Here is a 17956-nt window from a genome sequence, read left to right as displayed (position 1 = left end):
CGTGCGCAGCGCGCTCGCCGGTCTCGGCCAGATCGCCGCGGCCGCGCTGGTCGCCGTCGCCGTGTCCGTGGTGTCGCTGGTCGCGATCTCGCGCGTGCAGTGGCCGGCCTACCCGTCGTCGAACCAACTGCACGCGCTGACCACCGTCGGGCAGGTCGGCTGCCTGGCCGGGCTCGTCGGCGCCGGCTGGGCGTGGCGGCGCGGCCACCGGCTGCTCGCCCGGCTGGGCGCGCTGGTGTTCGTCTGCGCGTTCACCGTCGTGACCCTCGGCATGCCGCTGGGGGCGACCAAGCTGTACCTGTTCGGCGTCTCCGTCGACCAGCAGTTCCGCACCGAATACCTGACCCGGCTCGCCGACAGCCCCGCCCTGCACGACATGACCTACCTCGGCCTGCCGCCGTTCTACCCGCCGGGCTGGTTCTGGATCGGCGGCCGCGCCGCCGCGCTGACCGGCACACCGGCCTGGGAGGTGTTCAAGCCGTGGGCGATCACCTCGATCGCCGTCGCGGTCGCGGTCGCGCTGGTGCTGTGGTGGCGGATGATCCGCTTCGAGTACGCGCTGGTGGTCACCACCGCCACCGCGGCGGCGACGCTGGCCTACGGTGCGCCGGAGCCCTACTCGGCGATGATCACCGTGCTGCTGCCGCCCGTAATGGTGCTGACGTGGTCGGGCCTGCGCGCGGGGGATCGCAACGGCGGCTGGGCCGCGGTGGTCGGCGCCGGGATCTTCCTGGGCTGGGCGGCCACCTGGTACACGCTGCTGTTCGGCTTCAGCGCGTTCACGGTGGCGTTGATGGCCGCGCTGCTGGCCGGCTCGCGCTGGCGGCGCGGCGGTGCGCAGGCCGCGCGGGACCCGCTACGCAGGCTGGCCGCCATCGCCGTCATTGCGGCGGCCATCGGCGCCACCACCTGGCTGCCGTTCGCGTTGCGCGCGGCGCACAGCCCGGTCAGCAACACCGGCAGCGCCGCGCACTACCTGCCCGCCGACGGCGCCCAGCTGACCTTCCCGATGCTGCAGTTCTCCCTGCTCGGCGCGGTCTGCATGGTGGGCACGCTGTGGCTGGTGCTGCGCGCCCGCGCGTCGGTGCGGGCCGGCGCGCTGGCCATCGGCGTGCTGGCGGTCTACCTGTGGTCGCTGCTGTCGATGCTGACCACGCTGGCGCGCACCACGCTGCTCTCGTTCCGGCTGCAGCCCACCCTGACCGTGCTGCTGGTCGCGGCCGGGGCGTTCGGCTTCCTGGAGGCCATCCGGGCGCTGGCCGCCAGGAACCGCGCCGTCCTCCCGGTGGCCGGCGCCGTCGGGCTGGCCGCGGCGATCGCGTTCAGCCAGGACATCCCCGAGGTGCTGCGCCCCGACCTGACCATCGCCTACACCGACACCGACGGGCACGGCCAGCGCGGCGACCGGCGGCCGGCCGGCTCGGAGAAGTTCTACGCGAAGGTCGATGCCGCCATCCGGCAGGTGACCGGGCTGCCGCCCGACCGGGTCGTGGTGATGACCGCCGACTACAGCTTCCTGTCCTACTACCCGTATTGGGGCTTCCAGGGGCTGACCTCGCACTACGCCAACCCACTGGCACAGTTCGACCTGCGGGCGGCGCAGATCGAGAAATGGTCGAAACTCAAGACGCCCGATGAGCTGATCCACGCCCTGGACACCTGCCCCTGGACGCCACCCACGGTGTTCCTGATGCGCCGCGGCGCGAACGGCAACTACACGTTGCGCCTCGCCGAAGACGTCTACCCCAACCAGCCCAACGTCCGCCGCTACGTCGTCGATCTGCGGGCGGCCCTGTTCGCCGACCCCCGTTTCGCCGTGGCAACCGTCGGCCCGTTCGTGCTGGCCATCCGCAAGCCCGGGGGCGGCGGCTGATGGTCACCGAAACCCCAGCTAGGGCCGAAGAACTACCATCTAGCTCCGTGAGCGACACGGGAACCAACCACCGGATCGCTCGGCTCGTGGCGACCATCGCCGGTTTACTCGGAACCCTGCTGGCCGTCGCCACGCCGCTGCTGCCGGTCAAACAGACCACCGCGCAGCTGAACTGGCCGCAAAGCGGCACCTTCGCCAGCGTCGAGGCGCCGCTGATCGGTTACGTGGCCACCGAACTGAACCTCGCCGTGCCGTGCCAGGCCGCCGCCGGGCTGGCCGGGCCGCAGAACACCGACAAGACGGTGCTGCTGTCGACGGTGCCCAAGCAGGCCCCCAAGGCCGTCGACCGCGGGCTGCTCATCCAGCGCGCCAACGACTACCTGGTCCTGGTGGTGCGCAACGTCCCGGTGGTGACGGCCCCGTTGAGCCAGGTGCTCAGCCCGGCCTGCCGGCAACTGACGTTCACCGCGCACGCCGAGAAGGTGGTCGCCGAGTTCGTCGGGCTGCGGCAGGGCCCCAATGCCGAGCATCCCGGCGCACCGCTGCGCGGGGAGCGCAGCGGCTACGACTTCCGGCCCCAGATCGTCGGCGTGTTCACCGACCTGAGCGGACCGGCACCGCCAGGCCTGAGCTTCGCGGCGACCGTGGACACCCGCTACAGCAGCAGCCCCACGGCGCTGAAGCTGGCCGCGATGATCCTCGGGCTGCTCTGCACGGCCGCCGCCCTGGTCGCACTGCACGTCCTCGACACCTCCGACGGCACCCGGCACCGCCGCTTCCTGCCCGCGCGGTGGTGGTCGATCGGCGGGCTGGACGCCCTGGTGATCGCGGTGCTGGTGTGGTGGCACTTCGTCGGCGCCAACACCTCCGACGACGGCTACATCCTGACCATGGCCCGGGTGTCCGAGCACGCCGGCTACATGGCCAACTACTACCGCTGGTTCGGCACGCCCGAGGCCCCGTTCGGCTGGTACTACGACCTGCTGGCGCTGTGGGCGCACGTCACCACCACCAGCATCTGGATGCGGCTGCCGACCCTGGCCATGGCGCTGACCTGCTGGTGGCTGATCAGCCGCGAGGTCATCCCCCGCCTGGGCCGCGCGGTCAAGCGCAGCCGGGCGGCGGCGTGGACGGCGGCGGGCATGTTCCTGGCGGTGTGGCTGCCGCTCGACAACGGGCTGCGGCCCGAACCGATCATCGCCCTGGGCATCCTGCTGACGTGGTGCTCGGTGGAACGCGCGGTGGCCACCAGCCGGCTGCTGCCCGTGGCGGGGGCCTGCATCATCGGGGCGCTGACGCTGTTCTCCGGGCCGACGGGCATCGCCTCCATCGGGGCGCTGCTGGTCGCGGTCGGGCCGCTGCGGACCATCCTGCACCGCAGATCCGAGCGGTTCGGGCTGCTGCCGCTGCTGGCGCCCCTGGCCGCCGCGGCCACCGTGACGGTGATCCTGATCTTCCGCGACCAGACCCTGGCCGGGGAGATGCAGGCCACCGCGCTCAAGCGCGCCGTCGGCCCCAGCTTGACCTGGTTCGACGAACACCTCCGCTACGAACGGCTGTTCATGGCCAGCCCCGACGGCTCGGTGGCCCGCCGCTTCGCTGTGCTGGCGCTGGTCCTCGCGCTCGGCATCTCCGTGGCGATGTCGCTGCGCAAGGGCAGGATTCCGGGCACGGCCGCCGGGCCGAGCCGCCGCATCATCGGCATCACCATCATCTCGTTCGTCGCGATGATGTTCACCCCCACCAAGTGGACCCACCACTTCGGCGTGTTCGCCGGGCTGGCCGGATCGCTGGGGGCGCTGGCCGCGGTCGCGGTGAAGGCCGGGGCCATGCGCTCGCGCCGCAACCGCACCGTCTTCGCCGCCGTGGTGCTGTTCCTGATGGCGCAGTGCTTCGCCAGCGTGAACGGCTGGTGGTACGTGTCCAACTTCGGTGTGCCCTGGTCGAATTCGTTCCCCAAGTGGCACTATGGCGCCTCCACGCTGTTCCTCGGGTTGACGACGCTGGTGCTGCTGCTGGCCGCGTGGTTCCACTTCGTCGCCACCGACAACGCGCCGCCCCGAACGCGATACGGGGCGCGGCTGGCCGGAATCGTCCAGTCCCCCTTGGCGATCGCCGCGTGGGTGCTGGTGGTCTTCGAGGTGATGTCGCTGACCCTGGCGATGATCGGCCAGTACCCCGCGTGGTCGGTCGGCCGGTCCAACCTGGAGGCCCTGACGGGCAACACCTGCGGCCTGGCGCAGGACGTGCTGGTGGAGCAGGACCCCAACGCCGGCATGCTGGCGCCGGTGACAGGACCGGCGGCGCAGGCCCTGGGCGCCGGCCTGTCGGAAGCCTTCACCCCCAACGGCATTCCCGCCGACGTGCGCGCCGACCCGGTGATGGAACGGCCGGGCGACCGCAGCTTCGTCACCGACGACAACCCGGTCACCGGCACCGGCGCCGGCACCGAGGGCGGCACCCGGGCGGCCCCCGGGCTCAACAACTCCCGCGCGCAACTGCCCTACAACCTGGACCCGGCGCGCACCCCGGTGCTGGGCAGCTGGCGGCCCGGCATCCAGGTGCCCGCGCGACTGCGGTCGGGCTGGTACCGGCTGCCGCCCCGCGACCAGGCGGGCCCGCTGCTGGTGGTCAGCGCCGCGGGCCGCTTCGACCCGCGCGAGGTCCAGGTCCAGTGGGCCACCGACAGCGAAGCCGCAAGCGGGCACCCGGGCGGGTCGTTCCAGTTCGCCGACGTGGGGGCGTCACCGGCGTGGCGCAACCTGCGGCTGGGCCTCTCGGCGATCCCGGCGTCGGCCACCCAGGTGCGCCTGGTCGTCGACGACGAGGACCTCGCGCCGCAGCACTGGATCGCCGTTACCCCGCCGCGGATCCCGCGGCTGCGCACGCTGCAGGACGTCGTGGGGTCGCGGGACCCGGTGTTCCTGGACTGGCTGGTCGGCCTGGCGTTCCCGTGCCAGCGGCCGTTCGACCACCGAAACGGCGTCGACGAGACGCCGAAGTGGCGCATCCTGCCGGACCGCTTCGGCGCCGAGGCCAATTCGCCGGTGATGGACAACAACGGCGGCGGCCCGCTGGGCGTCACCGAGCTGCTGCTCAAGGCCACGACGGTGGCCAGCTACCTCAAGGACGACTGGTCGCGGGACTGGGGCTCGCTGCAACGGCTCACGCCCTACTACCCCGACGCCGGCCCGGCCCGGCTCCAGCTGGGGACGGTCACCCGCGGCGGCCTGTGGAACCCGGGGCCGCTGCGGCACTAGGGTCGGGCGGGACTACAGCAGCGCCGGGGGGATTACCGGCCCAACCCGTCGCCAAACCGAGAATTGTTACCCAATTCACACCGATTTCGGCGTGTCGCTCTGCGGCATACCCGCTGGGCGCTATCCCCGCGTCCATGCCCTGCGTCCTCAGCGGCGTCGCTTACCATCGACCCTCGTGTCCCCCGACGGCGAGCAGCAATCCCGGCGCGTCCCGAGGCTGGTGGCCGTCGCCGCGGGCATCGTGGGCGTGCTGATCTGCCTCTGCGTCCCTCTGCTTCCGGTGCGGCAGACCACCGCAACCATCCTGTGGCCGCAGGGCACCATCGACGGGCAGGTCGCCCAGGTCACCGCGCCGCTGGTGTCCGGGGCGCCGCGCGCGCTCGACATCTCCATCCCCTGCCCGGCGATCGCCACCCTGCCCGCCGACGGCGGGCTGGTGGTCTCGACGCTGCCCGCCAGCGGTGTCGACGCCGGAAAGAACGGGCTGTTCGTGCGCGCCGACAAGGACGTGGTCGTCGCGGCGTTCCGCGACTCGGTGGCCACGGTCGCGCAGCGCTCGGCGGTCGCGGCGGACACCTGCCGGGCGTTGCACATCTGGGCTGACACGGGGTCCGTCGGCGCGGATTTCGTCGGCGTACCCGGCGCCTCCGGCGTGCTGCCGTCGGAGAAGAAGCCGCAGGTCGGCGGAATCTTCACCGACCTGAAAGTGCCGGCCCAGCCCGGGCTGTCGGCGCGGGTGGACATCGACACCCGCTTCATCACGGCGCCCACGCCGCTGAAGACGGCCGCGATGACCGTCGGCGCGCTGGCCGTGCTGGCCGCCATCGCCGCGCTGGCCGCGCTGGACCGGCGCAGCCGCGGCCGGCTCCGTCGGGGTGCACGCCGGCGCGCCGGGGCCGCGGTCTGGCTGGCCGACGCCGGGGTCATCGCGACGCTGCTGGGATGGCATGTCATCGGCGCCACCTCGTCGGACGACGGCTACAACCTGACCATCGCCCGCATCGCGCCCAAGGCCGGCTACGTCGACAACTACTACCGCTTCTTCGGGACGACGGATGCGCCGTTCGACTGGTATCTGTCCGTGCTGTCGGGCATGGCGTCGGTGAGCACCGCCGGCGTGTGGATGCGGCTGCCGGCCACGCTGGCCGGGATCGGGTGCTGGCTGATCATCGGACACTGGGCGCTGCGGCGGCTGGGGCCCGGCCGGGGCGGCCTGGCGGCCAACCGGCTCGCGGTGTTCACCGCAGGCGCGGTGTTCCTGGCCGCCTGGTTGCCGTTCAACAACGGGCTGCGGCCCGAGCCGCTCATCGCCCTGGGCGCGGTGGCCACCTGGATGCTGACCGAACGCGCGATCGCGCTGGGCCGCCTGGCGCCGGCCGCGGTCGCGATCATCGTCGCGATGCTCACCGCGACGCTGGCCCCACAGGGCCTGGTCGCCGTCGCCGCCCTGCTGACCGGGGCGCGAGCCATCGCCGGGGTGATCCGGCGGCGCCGCGCCACCGACGGGCTGCTCGCGCCGCTGGCGGTGCTGGCGGCCGCGCTGTCGCTGATCACCGTCGTGGTGTTCCGCAGCCAGACCCTGGCCACGGTCGCCGAGTCGGCGCGCATCAAATACAAGGTCGGCCCGACGATCGCCTGGTACCAGGACTTCCTGCGCTACTACTTCCTGACGGTGGAGAGCAACGCCGAGGGCTCGATGTCGCGGCGCTTCGCCGTGCTGGTGGTGCTGCTGTGCATGTTCGTGGTGCTGGTGGTGCTGCTCCGGCGCGGCCGGGTGCCGGGGGTGGCCAGCGGCCCGGCGTGGCGGCTGATCGGCACCACTGCCGTCGGGCTGCTGATGCTGACGTTCACCCCGACGAAGTGGGCCGTGCAGTTCGGCGTGTTCGCGGGGCTGGCCGGCTTGCTGGGCGCCGTGACCGCGTTCGCCTTCGCCCGGATCGGGCTGCACAGCCGGCGCAACCTGACGCTGTATGTCACCGCGCTGCTGTTCGTGCTGGCGTGGGCGACCTCGGGCGTCAACGGCTGGTTCGACGTCAACAACTACGGGGTGCCCTGGTACGACATCCCGCCGGTCGTCGCCAGCCACCCGGTGACGTCGATGTTCCTGACGCTGTCGATCCTGACCGGCCTGCTGGCCGCCTGGTACCACTTCCGGATGGACTACGCCGGGCACACCGAGGTCAAGGCCAACCGGCGCAACCGGGTGCTGGCCTCGACGCCGCTGCTGGTGGTCGCGTCGATCATGGTGGTCGGCGAGGTCGCCTCGCTGGCCAAGGCCGCGGTGTTCCGCTACCCGCAGTACACCACCGGCAAGGCCAACCTGGCGGCGATCGCTTCCGGGCTCACCAGCTGCGCGATGGCCGACGACGTGCTGGCCGAACCCGACCCGAACGCCGGGCTGCTGCAGCCGGTCCCCGGACAGCAGTTCGGGCCCTACGGCCCGCTCGGCGGGCTCAACCCGGTCGGCTTCAAACCCGACGGGGTGGGCGAGGACCTGCGGTCCTACCCGGTGGTGACCAAGCCCGGCGTGGTGAACTCCGACGCCTCGCCCAACAAACCCAACGCCACCATGAGCGACTCCGCGGGCACCGCCGGCGGCAAGGGCCCGGTCGGCGTCAACGGGTCGCATGCGGCGCTGCCGTTCGGCCTCGACCCGGCCCGCACCCCGGTGATGGGCAGCTACGGCGAGAATTCGCTGGCCGCCACGGCGACCTCGGCCTGGTATCGGTTGCCTCCTCGCGACCCGGGCCGCCCGCTGGTCGTGGTCTCGGCCGCCGGCGCCATCTGGTCCTACAAGGAGGACGGCACCTTCACCTACGGGCAGTTGCTCAAGCTGCAGTGGGGGGTCACGCGCCCGGACGGCACCACCCAGCCGCTGGGCGAGGTGCAGCCGATCGACATCGGGCCGGAGCCGGCGTGGCGCAACCTGCGGTTCCCGCTGGCCTGGGCGCCGCCGGAGGCCAACGTGGCGCGCATCGTCGCCTACGACCCGAACCTGAGCTCCGAGCAGTGGTTCGCGTTCACCCCTCCGCGGGTCCCGGTGCTGCAGACCCTGCAGCACCTACTCGGATCGCAGACCCCGGTGCTGATGGACGTCGCGACCGCGGCGAACTTCCCCTGCCAGCGGCCGTTCACCGAACACCTCGGCGTCGCCGAGCTTCCGGACTACCGCATCATGCCCGAGCACAAGCAGACGGCGGCGTCGTCGAACGGGTGGCAGGCCGGTGAGGCCGGCGGCCCGTTCCTGTTCACCCAGGCGATGATGTACACCTCGACCGTCGCGACCTACCTGCGCGGCGACTGGCACCGCGACTGGGGCTCCGTCGAGCAGTACCACCGTTTGGTGCCGGCCGACCAAGCGCCGAACGCCGCCGTCGTGCAGGGCATGACCACCGTGCCCGGCTGGAGCCGTAAAGGACCGATTCGAGCCCTCCCATGAGCGTCATCAACTCCGAACGCCGCGGGGCCACCGCGAGCCCCGCCAACCGCCAGGACGTGCGGGTGACGCGCTGGGTCGCGACGATCGCGGGGCTCATCGGTTTCGTCCTGTCCGTCGCGACGCCGCTGCTGCCCGTCGTGCAGACCACCGCCATGCTGAACTGGCCGCAAAACGGCCAACTGGGCAGCGTGACGGCGCCGCTGATCTCGCTGACCCCGGTCGACGTGACGGCCAGCGTGCCGTGCCCGGTGGTGGGCGCCCTGCCACCCGACGGCGGCGTCGTCCTGAGCACGGCGCCCAAAAAGGGCAAGGACGCCGCGCTCGATGCGCTGTTCGTCGTCGCGGGCAAACAGCGCGTCGACGTCACCGACCGCAATGTGGTGATCGCCAGCGCGCCGCGCGATCAGGTGGCAGGACCCGGGGGTGCCCCGGGATGCTCCAGCATCGAGATCACCTCCACCCTGGCCGGCACCTTCGCCACCTTCGTCGGGTTGACCGATCCGGCGGGTCGGCCCTTGAGCGGCGGCTTCCCCGATCCCAACCTGCGCCCGCAGATCGTCGGGGTGTTCAGCGACCTGAGCGGCCCCGCCCCGCCGGGGCTGCGGCTCTCCGCGACCGTCGACACCCGATTCTCGACGACCCCGACCACGCTGAAGCTGACGGCGATGGTGCTGGCGGTCGTGGCGACCGTCGTCGCGCTGATCGCGCTGTGGCGCCTGGACCAGCTGGGCGGCCGGCGCATGCACCGACTGATCCCCACCCGCTGGCGCAAGTTCACCCTCATCGACGCCACGGTGATCTTCGGTTTCCTGCTCTGGCATGTGATCGGCGCGAACTCCTCCGACGACGGCTACATCCTGGGCATGGCCCGCGTCGCCGACCACGCCGGGTACATGTCCAACTACTTCCGCTGGTTCGGCAGCCCGGAGGACCCGTTCGGCTGGTACTACAACCTGCTGGCCCTGATGACCCACGTCAGCGACGGCAGCCTGTGGATGCGGCTGCCCGACCTGGTCGCCGGGCTGGTGTGCTGGCTGCTGCTGTCGCGGGAGGTGCTGCCCCGGCTGGGCCCCGCGGTCACCGGCAGCACGGCCGCCAACTGGGCGGCCGGCCTGGTCCTGCTGACCGCGTGGATGCCGTTCAACAACGGTCTTCGCCCCGAGCCGATCATTGCGCTGGGTTCGCTGATCACCTACGTGCTGATCGAGCGGTCGATGTGCGCCTCACGGGTGACGCCGGCGGCGCTGGCCGTCGTCACGGCCGCCTTCACCCTGGGTGTGCAGCCCACCGGCCTCATCGCGGTGGCCGCCCTGGTCGCCGGTGGCCGCCCGATCGTGCGGATCATGGTCAAACGGCACCGCGTGGTCGGCACCTGGCCGCTGGTGGCCCCGCTGCTGGCCGCCGGCTTCGTCATCCTGACGGTGGTGTTCGCCGACCAGACGCTGTCGACGGTGCTGGAGGCCACCCGGATCCGCACCGACATCGGGCCCAGCCAGGCCTGGTACACCGAGAACCTGCGCTACTACTACCTGTTCCTGCCCACCGTCGACGGTTCGCTGTCGCGCCGGTTCGGCTTTTTCATCACCGCGCTGTGCCTGTTCACCGCGGTGTTCATCATGCTGCGGCGCAAGCGCGTTCCGGGCGTGGCCCGCGGGCCGGCCTGGCGCCTGATGGGCGTCATCTTCGGCACCATGTTCTTCCTGATGTTCACCCCCACCAAATGGGTCCACCACTTCGGGCTGTTCGCGGCGGTGGGCGCGGCGATGGCCGCGCTGACCACGGTGCTGGTGTCGCACCAGGTGCTGCGCTGGTCACGCAACCGCATGGCGTTCACCGCGGCGGTGCTGTTCGTGCTGGCGCTGTGCTTCGCCACCACCAACGGCTGGTGGTACGTCTCGAGCTACGGCGTGCCGTTCAACAACATCATGCCCAGGCTCGGCGGAATCAGCGTCAGCGCAATGATTTTCGCGGTGTTCGCGGTCGCGGCACTGTGGGCGGTGTGGCTGCACTTCGCTCCGCGGGACCGCGGGGAGGGCCGGCTGGCGCGGGCGGCGACGGCAGCACCGGTGCCGATCGCGGCCGGGTTCATGGCGTTGGTTTTCGTCGCGTCGATGGTGGCCGGGATCGTGCGCCAGTACCCCACCTACTCCAACGGCTGGGACAACCTGCGGGAATTCTCCGGGGGCTGCGCGCTGGCCGACGACGTGCTCGTCGAGCCGGACAGCAACGCCGGTTTCATGACGCCCCTGCCCGGCGATTACGGCCCGCTGGGACCGCTGGGCGGCGTCCATCCGACGGGGTTCACCCCCAACGGCGTCCCGGAACGCACCCTGGCCGAGGCGGTCCGGGAAACGGCGGTTCCGCAGCCGGGCACCGACTACGACTGGTACGGGCCCACCAAGCTGGCCTCGCCGGGGATCAACGGGTCCATGCTGCCGCTGCCCTACGGATTGGACCCCGACCGGGTTCCGCTGGCGGGCAGCTACACCACGGGAGCGCAACGGCAGAGCAGGCTGACCTCGGCGTGGTATCGACTGCCCAGGCCGGACGACGGGCACCCCCTGGTGGTGGTGACCGCCGCGGGCAGGATCACCGGCACCAGCATCCTGCACGGATACACCGCCGGGCAGACCGTCGTGCTGGAGTACGGCAGTCCCGGCTCCGGCGGTGAGCCGGTCGCGGCCGGCCGGCTGACGCCCTACGACCTCTACGGCGAACAGCCCAAGGTGTGGCGCAACCTGCGCTTCGCCCGGTCCCAGATACCCGCCGACGCGGTCGCGGTTCGGGTGGTGGCCGAGGACCTCTCCCTCACGCCGGAGGACTGGATAGCGGTGACCCCGCCGCGGGTGCCCGAACTGCGCTCCGTGCAGGAATACGTCGGCTCCTCGCAGCCGGTGCTGATGGACTGGGCGGTCGGGCTGGCGTTCCCGTGCCAGCACCCGATGCTGCACGTCAACGGCGTCACCGAGATCCCGAAGTTCCGCATCACGCCGGACTACAACGCCAAGAAGCAGGACACCGACACCTGGGAGGACGGAGTCAACGGCGGCCTGCTGGGGATCACCGACCTGCTGCTGCGCGCCCACGTGATGTCGACGTATCTGTCCCACGACTGGGGCCGCGACTGGGGGTCGCTGCGCAAGTTCGACACCATCGCCGAGGCGCGCCCCGCCCAGCTGGACCTGGGCACCGCCACCCGCAGCGGGTGGTGGTCGCCGGGACCGATTCGCATCAAGCCCTGAGGTTTGGGCCGCGGCGCGGCGGGGTACCTGCGGTGTGATCCGCGTCACTTCGCATGGCTGAGGTGACCCGATGCGCACCTGATTGGTAACGCGCACCGCCGCGCTTCTCGGCGCGGCACTCTGCCCGGCGACGACGTGGTGCGTCGCCGCAACGGCACGGTCACCGTGCAGGACGCGATCCGGCCGGGAACCACCGGTGTCTGGGTGATCATCGAGCGCCCAAACCCGCACTCGCAGAACCCGGCCGAGTTCTACACGTCGGAGTTCGTGGCCCCAGTGTGATACCGCGCGGCGCCGACCCGCTGCCGCGCCCGTTCGTCGGCCCGCTCCTGTTCGGCCGCGGTGGCCACCAGGGCATCCGAGCCCGGGAACACCGTGGCCAGGTGACCGTTGACCAGCCAGCGCACCACATAGGGCGGGGCGCCGTCCGTCCCGTGCACTTCGGTGATCAGTCCGCGCTGGTCCGCTGATTCCGTGGTCGTGCCCTTGATCACGAGCCAGTCGCCTACGTTCGCCTTCATGGTCGACTCCTCGATCGGTGGTTGCTGGGCCCGATCATCCGCCCCTGCGGCACGCCGAGGCAGGGCCATAGGTCCGCACGAACGGGACTTCGGTCCCTAGCCGGGCGCTTGCCATGGTGGTCCGATTCAGATGTAGGACCGGCATCACACGGAGGCACGGCAATGAACGCTTCACCGGAATCCCAGGCCAGGACGCGCCTGTTCGCGCGGGTACTGGGTCTTTTCCTCGTCATCGTCGACGTCACGGCCGTGGCGCGCGCCTCCGACATGCAGAAGCTGCTGTCGCAGTTCGAGGCGAACTCGCTGTGGACCTGGGTGGCCGGCGCGTTCATTCTGCTGTTCGGCCTGATCGTCGTCGCCGCTCACCAGAGCTGGCACGGCGCGGCGGCAATCATCGTGTCGCTGCTGGGCTGGCTGATCACCCTGCGCGGGATCCTGCTGCTGGCTTTCCCCAAGGCCTTCGTCTCCCTGGCGAACAGCATGATCGGCGCGCAGGGATTGTGGGTGTCGCTGTGCATCGCGTTCACCTTCGTAGGGCTGTACCTGACCTACGTCGGCTGGGCGCCCGCGGCGGCCCGGCCGGCGTCGCCGGCGGCCCAAGCGGCGCCGGATCTCCCGCGGGCCGCGTGATCCGCAACCGGGCCCCCGTGCAGGACGCGAGCGAGCGGGATCACGCGCCCGACGACAACACGGCCCACCTGGCCTCGCTCGCGGACATCCACGACGAGCTCGCCTGGTCGGCGGACGACGCCGAAGTCGAGGCGTTGCCTCGCGGGTCGGGCGTGCTGGTGGTCAAGCGAGGACCCAACGCCGGAGCGCAGTTCCGGCTGGAGGCGCCGGTCACCACCATCGGCCGCCACCCCGCCAGCGACATCTACCTCGACGACATCACCGTGAGTCGCCGGCACGCCGAGATCCGCAGGGACGCCGACGCCGGCACGTTCCGCGTCGTGGACCTCGGCAGCCTCAACAACACCTACCTCAACCGGGAGCAGGTCGACTCGGCGGTGCTGTCCGACGGCGACGAGCTCCAGGTCGGCAACTTCCGGCTGATCTTCCTGGCCGGATGAGGAGGGCCGAGATGAGCGCCGCATCCCATGTCGCCGCCGGTGACGAGGACCGGGTCCTGGCTCAAATCCTGAACCGCACCGGGATCCTGCGGCGCGTCGAGCCCGACGCGGCGGCGGAGCTGACCGGGCAGCTTCAGGCCGTCGAATTCCGTTCGGGCGAAACGATATTCGCACAGGGCGACCCCGGTGACCGGGTGTATGTCATCGTCTCGGGTACCGTGAAGATCAGCCTGGCCGGCCCCGGCGGCCGCGCTCACCTGCGGGCGATCCTGGGTCCGGCCGATGCGTTCGGCGAACTCGCGGTGTTCGACCCCGGCCCGCGCAGCTGCACGGCCACGGCGATCACCGACGCGCGCGCGGTGTGGCTGGACCGTGCCACCCTGCGCGCGTGGATGGCGCGCTGGCCGGCGATCGCCGAGCAGCTGCTCCAAGCCCTGACGCAGCGGCTCAAGGTCACCGAGGACCAGCAGGTCGAGCTGGTGTCCAGCGACGTGGCGAGCCGCGTGGCGCACCAGTTGCTGGTGCTGGCCCGGCGCTTCGGCACCCGCGAGGGCGACGGGCTGCGCCTCGCGCACGAACTCAGCCAGGACGAGCTCGCCCAGCTCGTCGGGGCCGACCGTGTGTCGGTCAACAAGGCGCTGCGCACGTTCACCACCCGCGGCTGGATCCGCCCGGACGGCAAGAGCGTGCTGATCCTCGACCCCGGCGCGCTGGCCCGCCGCGTCACCGACGGGGGTACGGGCGCCTATCGCAGGCGATCGCTCCGCGCTTCGGCGTAAGCCCTGTAATACCTTCACGTCATGAGTGATTACGCCCCCGAGGCGGTGGACCGGCTGCCCTTCTCCACCCCCGCGAAGGCGCAGCGCTACCAGACGGAGAACTACCGCGGCGCCGTCGGCCTCAACTGGTACCGCACGGATCCCACGCTGCAGGCCACCTTGGCCTACTACCTGCGGCCCGACGAGTTGGCCGTCGTGGAGCCGCACCTGAGCGACATCGGTGAGCTGATGGGCGGCCCGGTCGCGCGGTGGGCCGAGGAGACCGACCGCAACCCGCCCCGGCTGGAGCGCTACGACCGCTGGGGACACGACGTCAGCCGGGTCGTCATGCCCGAGTCGTTCACCCGCTCCAAGCGCGCCGTGTTGGACGCCCAGCAGGCGCTGCGCTCCGACGCGAAGGCCGCGAAGATCAGCTCGGCGCTGCCGCTGTTCGCCTCCAACTACCTGCTCAACCAGGCCGACATCGGGATGGGCTGCGCGCTGGGCACCGGCGGCGGCATGGTGCAGTCGCTGGTGGCGGCTTACGCGCCGGCCGACGTCCGCGACCACGTGCTGGCCAAGTTCGCCTCCGGCGAGTGGGCGGGCGAGACGGCGCAGCTGCTCACCGAACGCACCGGCGGCTCCGATTTGGGGACGCTGGAGACGACCGCGACCCGCAACGGCGACTCCTGGCTGCTGAACGGCTTCAAGTGGTTCGCGTCCAACTGCGCCGGCGAGGCGTTCGTCGTGCTGGCCAAGCCGGAGGGCGCCCCGGACTCATCGAAGGGCGTCGCCAACTTCCTGGTGCTGCGCACCCGCCGCGACGGGTCGCGCAACGGGGTGCGGGTGCGGCGCCTGAAGGACAAGCTGGGCACCCGCTCGGTGGCCTCCGGCGAAGTCGAGTTCGTCGACGCCGAGGCGTTCCTGCTGTCCGGGGAACCCAGCGACGCGTCGACCCCGTCCGACGGCAAGGGGCTGGGCCGCATGATGGAGCTGACCAACACAGCGCGGCTGGGCATCGCCCTGTTCGGGCTGGCCAACGCGCGCCGCGCCCTGGTCGAGTCGCTGTGCTACGCGCGGCAACGCCACGCGTTCGGCGGGGCACTGGCCGACAAGCCGCTGATGCGGCGCAAACTCGCCGAGATGACCGTCGATGTCGAGGCCGCGCTGGCCCTGGTGTTCGACGGCACCGGGGCCACCAACCACCGTCGGCGCCCCGGGCCGCGGCAGCGCATCGCGGTGCCGGTCACCAAGCTCAAGGTGTGCCGGCTGGGGATCACCGCGGCGTCGGACGCCATCGAGATCCACGGCGGCAACGGCTACATCGAGACCTGGCCGGTGGCAAGACTTTTGCGCGACGGGCAGGTCAACACGATCTGGGAGGGCCCCGACAACATCCTGTGCCTGGACGTGCGCCGCGGCATCGAGCAGACCAGCGCGCACGAGACGCTGCTGGCGCGGCTGCGCGACGCGGTCGCGGTGTCCGACGACGACGACACCGCCCGCCTGGTCGCCGGCCGCATCGAGGACCTCGACGCGGCCGTCACGGCCTGGGCCAAGCTGGACCGCGACACCGCCGAGGCGCGGCTGTTCCCGCTGGCCCAGTTCATGGGCGACGTCTACGCCGCCGCGCTGCTCACCGAGCAGGCCGCCTGGGAGCGCGAGACCCGCGGCGACGAGCGCAAGGCGCTCGTCGCCCGGCTGTACGCGCAGCGCTACCTGGCCGACCGCGGCCCGCTGCGCGGCATCGACGCCGGCTCCGAGGAGGCGCTGGACCGGTTCGACGAGTTGGCCGACGGCGCGTTGAGCCGCTAGTGGCGTGGCGATCGCAAGCGCGGCGGAGCCGGGCGCCGCGGGTCGCCACCATCGCTCTAGTCACCCGCGGCGTGCAGCAGCGCGGCGGTGGCGTCCCACAGGCGGGCTTCCCGCTGGGGGTCCTGCGCGAACGGTTTGACCTCGCGCTCTTGGTCTTTGACGACGAACGCGCCGCCGCGCAGGTGCGCCCAGCGGTCGTCGAGGGCGATCGAGGCGAGCACCGGTCCGGACTTTCTGGGCGAGGAGACACCGGGGATTCGCTCGATGACCCGTCCCATCCGTTGCATTGCGGTGCCGTGCGCTCTGCTCAGCCCGGTGCCCGGCATGAATCCCGGCTCGAACACGATCACGGAGATGCCCGCCGGTGCGCGGCGCTGCAGTTCGTGCGCATAGTACATGGCGGCGAGTTTGGAGTTGGAGTAGGCGATTCCGCATTGTTCGAAACTCGGTGCCGCCGCGGGCGCGGCCGGCCGCGCCAGCTCGATCGGATCGGCCCAGTGCGCCGCCGGGACACGCAGCATCCGGCGAAAGACGTTCTGGTGGTAGGTGTTCGAGCCGACCAACACGATGCGTGCGGGCGCGGCGAATGCCTCCCACAGGTCGCCGATGAGCTGGGCGTGCGCGAGATAGTTGACGGCGAAGGTCAGTTCGTATCCGTCCGCGGAGGCGGTGCGGGTGTCGGCGACCGCGAGGCCGGCGTTGGCCACCAGCCCCCGCAGGGGGCGCACCGCGCCGGTCGCCAGCAGCTCCGCGGCTGTCCGGCCCGCGAGGCGGACGTCGGACAGCCGGGCGAGGTCGCAGCCGATCTCCTGCGTCGTCGCACCGGCCGCCCGGGCCGCGCGGGCGACCTCGGCCAGGGCGCGGCCGGGCCTGCCGACCAGCAACAGGTCGGGGCGTTCGGCTGCGGGACGGTGCGCGATCGCCAGTGTCGCGGCCTTTCCCAGGCCGCCGGTGGGGCCGGTGATCAACAAGGTGCCGGATGTCAAGGGGGGGTTCATGGCTGCAAGTCTGGGCCGGTTTCCGATGGCCAGACAGTCGTCGCGTTGTCGTAGGACTGCCAGGGCCAGGACAAGAGCTTTCGCTCGCCGCGCGCGTCGCGCACAGTGAAGGAATGGCGTCAGGGGAGTTCGGCCGGACGGTGCGGCGCTGGCGCGACCGGGTGCCGCCGGCGGCGGTCGGTGTCCCGGTCGGCGGACGCCGGCGCGCGGCGGGGCTGCGCCGCGAGGAGCTGGCGGGGCTGGCCGGAATCTCGGTGGATTACCTGAACAGGCTCGAGCAGGGCCGGGCCACCGCCCCGTCGGCCCAGGTCGTGGAGGCGCTGGCGCGCGCGTTACGGGTCTCCGACGGCGAGCGCGAACTGCTCTTCCGGCTGGCCGGACATGCCGCCCCCGGACTCGGCGTGGTGTCCGCCCACGTGACGCCGAGCGTGCAACGCATCCTCGACCGCCTCGCCCACACCCCCGTCGCGGTCTTCGATGCCACCTGGACGCTGCTGCTGGCCAATGCGCCGTACGACGCACTGATGGGGCCGACCACCACGTGGCGGGGCAACGAGCGAAACAGCGTGTGGCGCAACCTCGTCGGGCCCGGAACCCGCACCGTGCACACCCCCGCTCAGCGCGCCGAATTCGAGGCCGGACTGGTCGCCGACCTGCGGTTGACCGCGGCGCGGTATCCGGCCGATCAGCGACTCAAGCAACTGATCCGCGACTTGGCCGCGGCAAGCCCGCGCTTCGCCGAGCTCTGGGAGTCCGGCGCCCCGGTGCCGCAGCAGGACTTCGGCCGGCACAAGGTCGTCGACCACCCCGGCGTCGGGCGCATCACGCTGCACTGCGACACGCTGGTCGTCGCGGCCGACGACATCCGCATCATGATCTACACCGCCGAACCCGGCACCGCGGACGCCGAGCGCCTCGCCCTGGCGATCGTGCTGGGCACGCAGTCGCTGTCCGACGCGGCGCCGGCGCCGCGCGCGTGA

Annotated in this window: 11 protein-coding genes and 1 pseudogene; 10 read left to right on the top strand and 2 right to left on the bottom strand. The window is 71.7% G+C overall.

Annotated features, from left to right (window positions below; translation table 11 throughout):
- Window position 1 precedes the first annotated feature (1 nt).
- The 5 genes and pseudogenes from AB8998_RS00940 to AB8998_RS00920 all read left to right on the top strand — a co-directional run.
- Window positions 2-1873, top strand: coding sequence for a galactan 5-O-arabinofuranosyltransferase (locus AB8998_RS00940; RefSeq protein WP_369736385.1), 1872 nt, complete (start codon window positions 2-4; stop codon window positions 1871-1873).
- On the top strand, window positions 1873-5133 hold the full coding sequence (locus AB8998_RS00935) for an arabinosyltransferase domain-containing protein (protein ID WP_369736384.1): 3261 nt from the start codon (window positions 1873-1875) through the stop codon (window positions 5131-5133). Before AB8998_RS00940 ends, AB8998_RS00935 begins: the two co-directional genes overlap by 1 nt.
- A 175-nt stretch (window positions 5134-5308) precedes the next feature.
- Window positions 5309-8572, top strand: coding sequence for an arabinosyltransferase domain-containing protein (locus AB8998_RS00930; RefSeq protein WP_369736383.1), 3264 nt, complete (start codon window positions 5309-5311; stop codon window positions 8570-8572).
- Entirely contained in the window at window positions 8569-11814 is a 3246-nt protein-coding gene (locus AB8998_RS00925) for an arabinosyltransferase domain-containing protein (protein ID WP_369736382.1), read from the top strand. The genes AB8998_RS00930 and AB8998_RS00925 overlap by 4 nt, the downstream gene beginning before the upstream one ends.
- A gap of 99 nt (window positions 11815-11913) precedes the next feature.
- Window positions 11914-12096, top strand: a pseudogene (locus tag AB8998_RS00920) (hypothetical protein); the annotation flags it as partial.
- On the opposite strand, the gene AB8998_RS00915 reads toward AB8998_RS00920, so the two are convergent.
- Window positions 12066-12335, bottom strand: coding sequence for a DUF1918 domain-containing protein (locus AB8998_RS00915; RefSeq protein ID WP_369736381.1), 270 nt, complete (start codon window positions 12333-12335; stop codon window positions 12066-12068). The pseudogene AB8998_RS00920 and the gene AB8998_RS00915 sit on opposite strands and share 31 nt — an antisense overlap.
- 162 nt (window positions 12336-12497) lie before the next feature.
- On the opposite strand from AB8998_RS00915, the gene AB8998_RS00910 reads away from it, so the two are divergent.
- Genes AB8998_RS00910 through AB8998_RS00895 form a run of 4 tightly spaced genes read left to right on the top strand, consistent with a single transcriptional unit; the run spans window position 12498 to window position 15978 of the window.
- Window positions 12498-12965 (top strand): hypothetical protein, encoded by a 468-nt coding sequence (locus AB8998_RS00910; RefSeq protein ID WP_369736379.1) that lies wholly within the window; start codon window positions 12498-12500, stop codon window positions 12963-12965.
- 17 nt (window positions 12966-12982) lie between these two features.
- The gene (locus AB8998_RS00905) at window positions 12983-13405 is read left to right on the top strand and encodes an FHA domain-containing protein (protein WP_475582068.1); all 423 of its coding nucleotides are present in this window, start codon (window positions 12983-12985) and stop codon (window positions 13403-13405) included.
- An 11-nt stretch (window positions 13406-13416) separates the two neighbouring features.
- Window positions 13417-14184, top strand: a complete 768-nt coding sequence (locus AB8998_RS00900; RefSeq protein ID WP_369736378.1) for a Crp/Fnr family transcriptional regulator — start codon at window positions 13417-13419, stop codon at window positions 14182-14184.
- 21 nt (window positions 14185-14205) lie between these two features.
- Window positions 14206-15978 (top strand): acyl-CoA dehydrogenase family protein, encoded by a 1773-nt coding sequence (locus AB8998_RS00895; protein ID WP_369736377.1) that lies wholly within the window; start codon window positions 14206-14208, stop codon window positions 15976-15978.
- A gap of 56 nt (window positions 15979-16034) precedes the next feature.
- On the opposite strand, the gene AB8998_RS00890 is transcribed toward AB8998_RS00895, so the two are convergent.
- A complete protein-coding gene (locus tag AB8998_RS00890) occupies window positions 16035-16976 on the bottom strand; it encodes an SDR family NAD(P)-dependent oxidoreductase (RefSeq protein ID WP_369736376.1) in 942 nt (313 codons plus the stop codon).
- 113 nt (window positions 16977-17089) lie between these two features.
- Here AB8998_RS00890 and AB8998_RS00885 point away from each other — a divergent pair, with 113 nt between their 5' ends.
- The gene (locus tag AB8998_RS00885; RefSeq protein WP_369736375.1) at window positions 17090-17956 is read left to right on the top strand and encodes a helix-turn-helix transcriptional regulator; all 867 of its coding nucleotides are present in this window, start codon (window positions 17090-17092) and stop codon (window positions 17954-17956) included.

The sequence above is a fragment of the Mycobacterium sp. HUMS_12744610 genome (assembly GCF_041206865.1).
GTDB classification, from domain to species: domain Bacteria; phylum Actinomycetota; class Actinomycetes; order Mycobacteriales; family Mycobacteriaceae; genus Mycobacterium; species Mycobacterium servetii.
The sequence above is the reverse complement of the archived record's forward strand: the minus strand, read 5'-3'. Positions and strand labels throughout refer to the sequence as shown.

Excerpts from the sequence above, each read along its gene's own strand:
- AB8998_RS00885 (WP_369736375.1), top strand. The coding sequence starts at position 17,090 with ATGGCGTCAGGGGAGTTCGGCCGGACGGTGCGGCGCTGGCGCGACCGG.
- AB8998_RS00895 (WP_369736377.1), top strand. The coding sequence starts at position 14,206 with ATGAGTGATTACGCCCCCGAGGCGGTGGACCGGCTGCCCTTCTCCACC.
- AB8998_RS00910 (WP_369736379.1), top strand. The coding sequence starts at position 12,498 with ATGAACGCTTCACCGGAATCCCAGGCCAGGACGCGCCTGTTCGCGCGG.
- AB8998_RS00925 (WP_369736382.1), top strand. The coding sequence starts at position 8,569 with ATGAGCGTCATCAACTCCGAACGCCGCGGGGCCACCGCGAGCCCCGCC.
- AB8998_RS00935 (WP_369736384.1), top strand. The coding sequence starts at position 1,873 with ATGGTCACCGAAACCCCAGCTAGGGCCGAAGAACTACCATCTAGCTCC.
- AB8998_RS00915 (WP_369736381.1), bottom strand. The coding sequence starts at position 12,335 with ATGAAGGCGAACGTAGGCGACTGGCTCGTGATCAAGGGCACGACCACG.
- AB8998_RS00890 (WP_369736376.1), bottom strand. The coding sequence starts at position 16,976 with ATGAACCCCCCCTTGACATCCGGCACCTTGTTGATCACCGGCCCCACC.
- AB8998_RS00900 (WP_369736378.1), top strand. The coding sequence starts at position 13,417 with ATGAGCGCCGCATCCCATGTCGCCGCCGGTGACGAGGACCGGGTCCTG.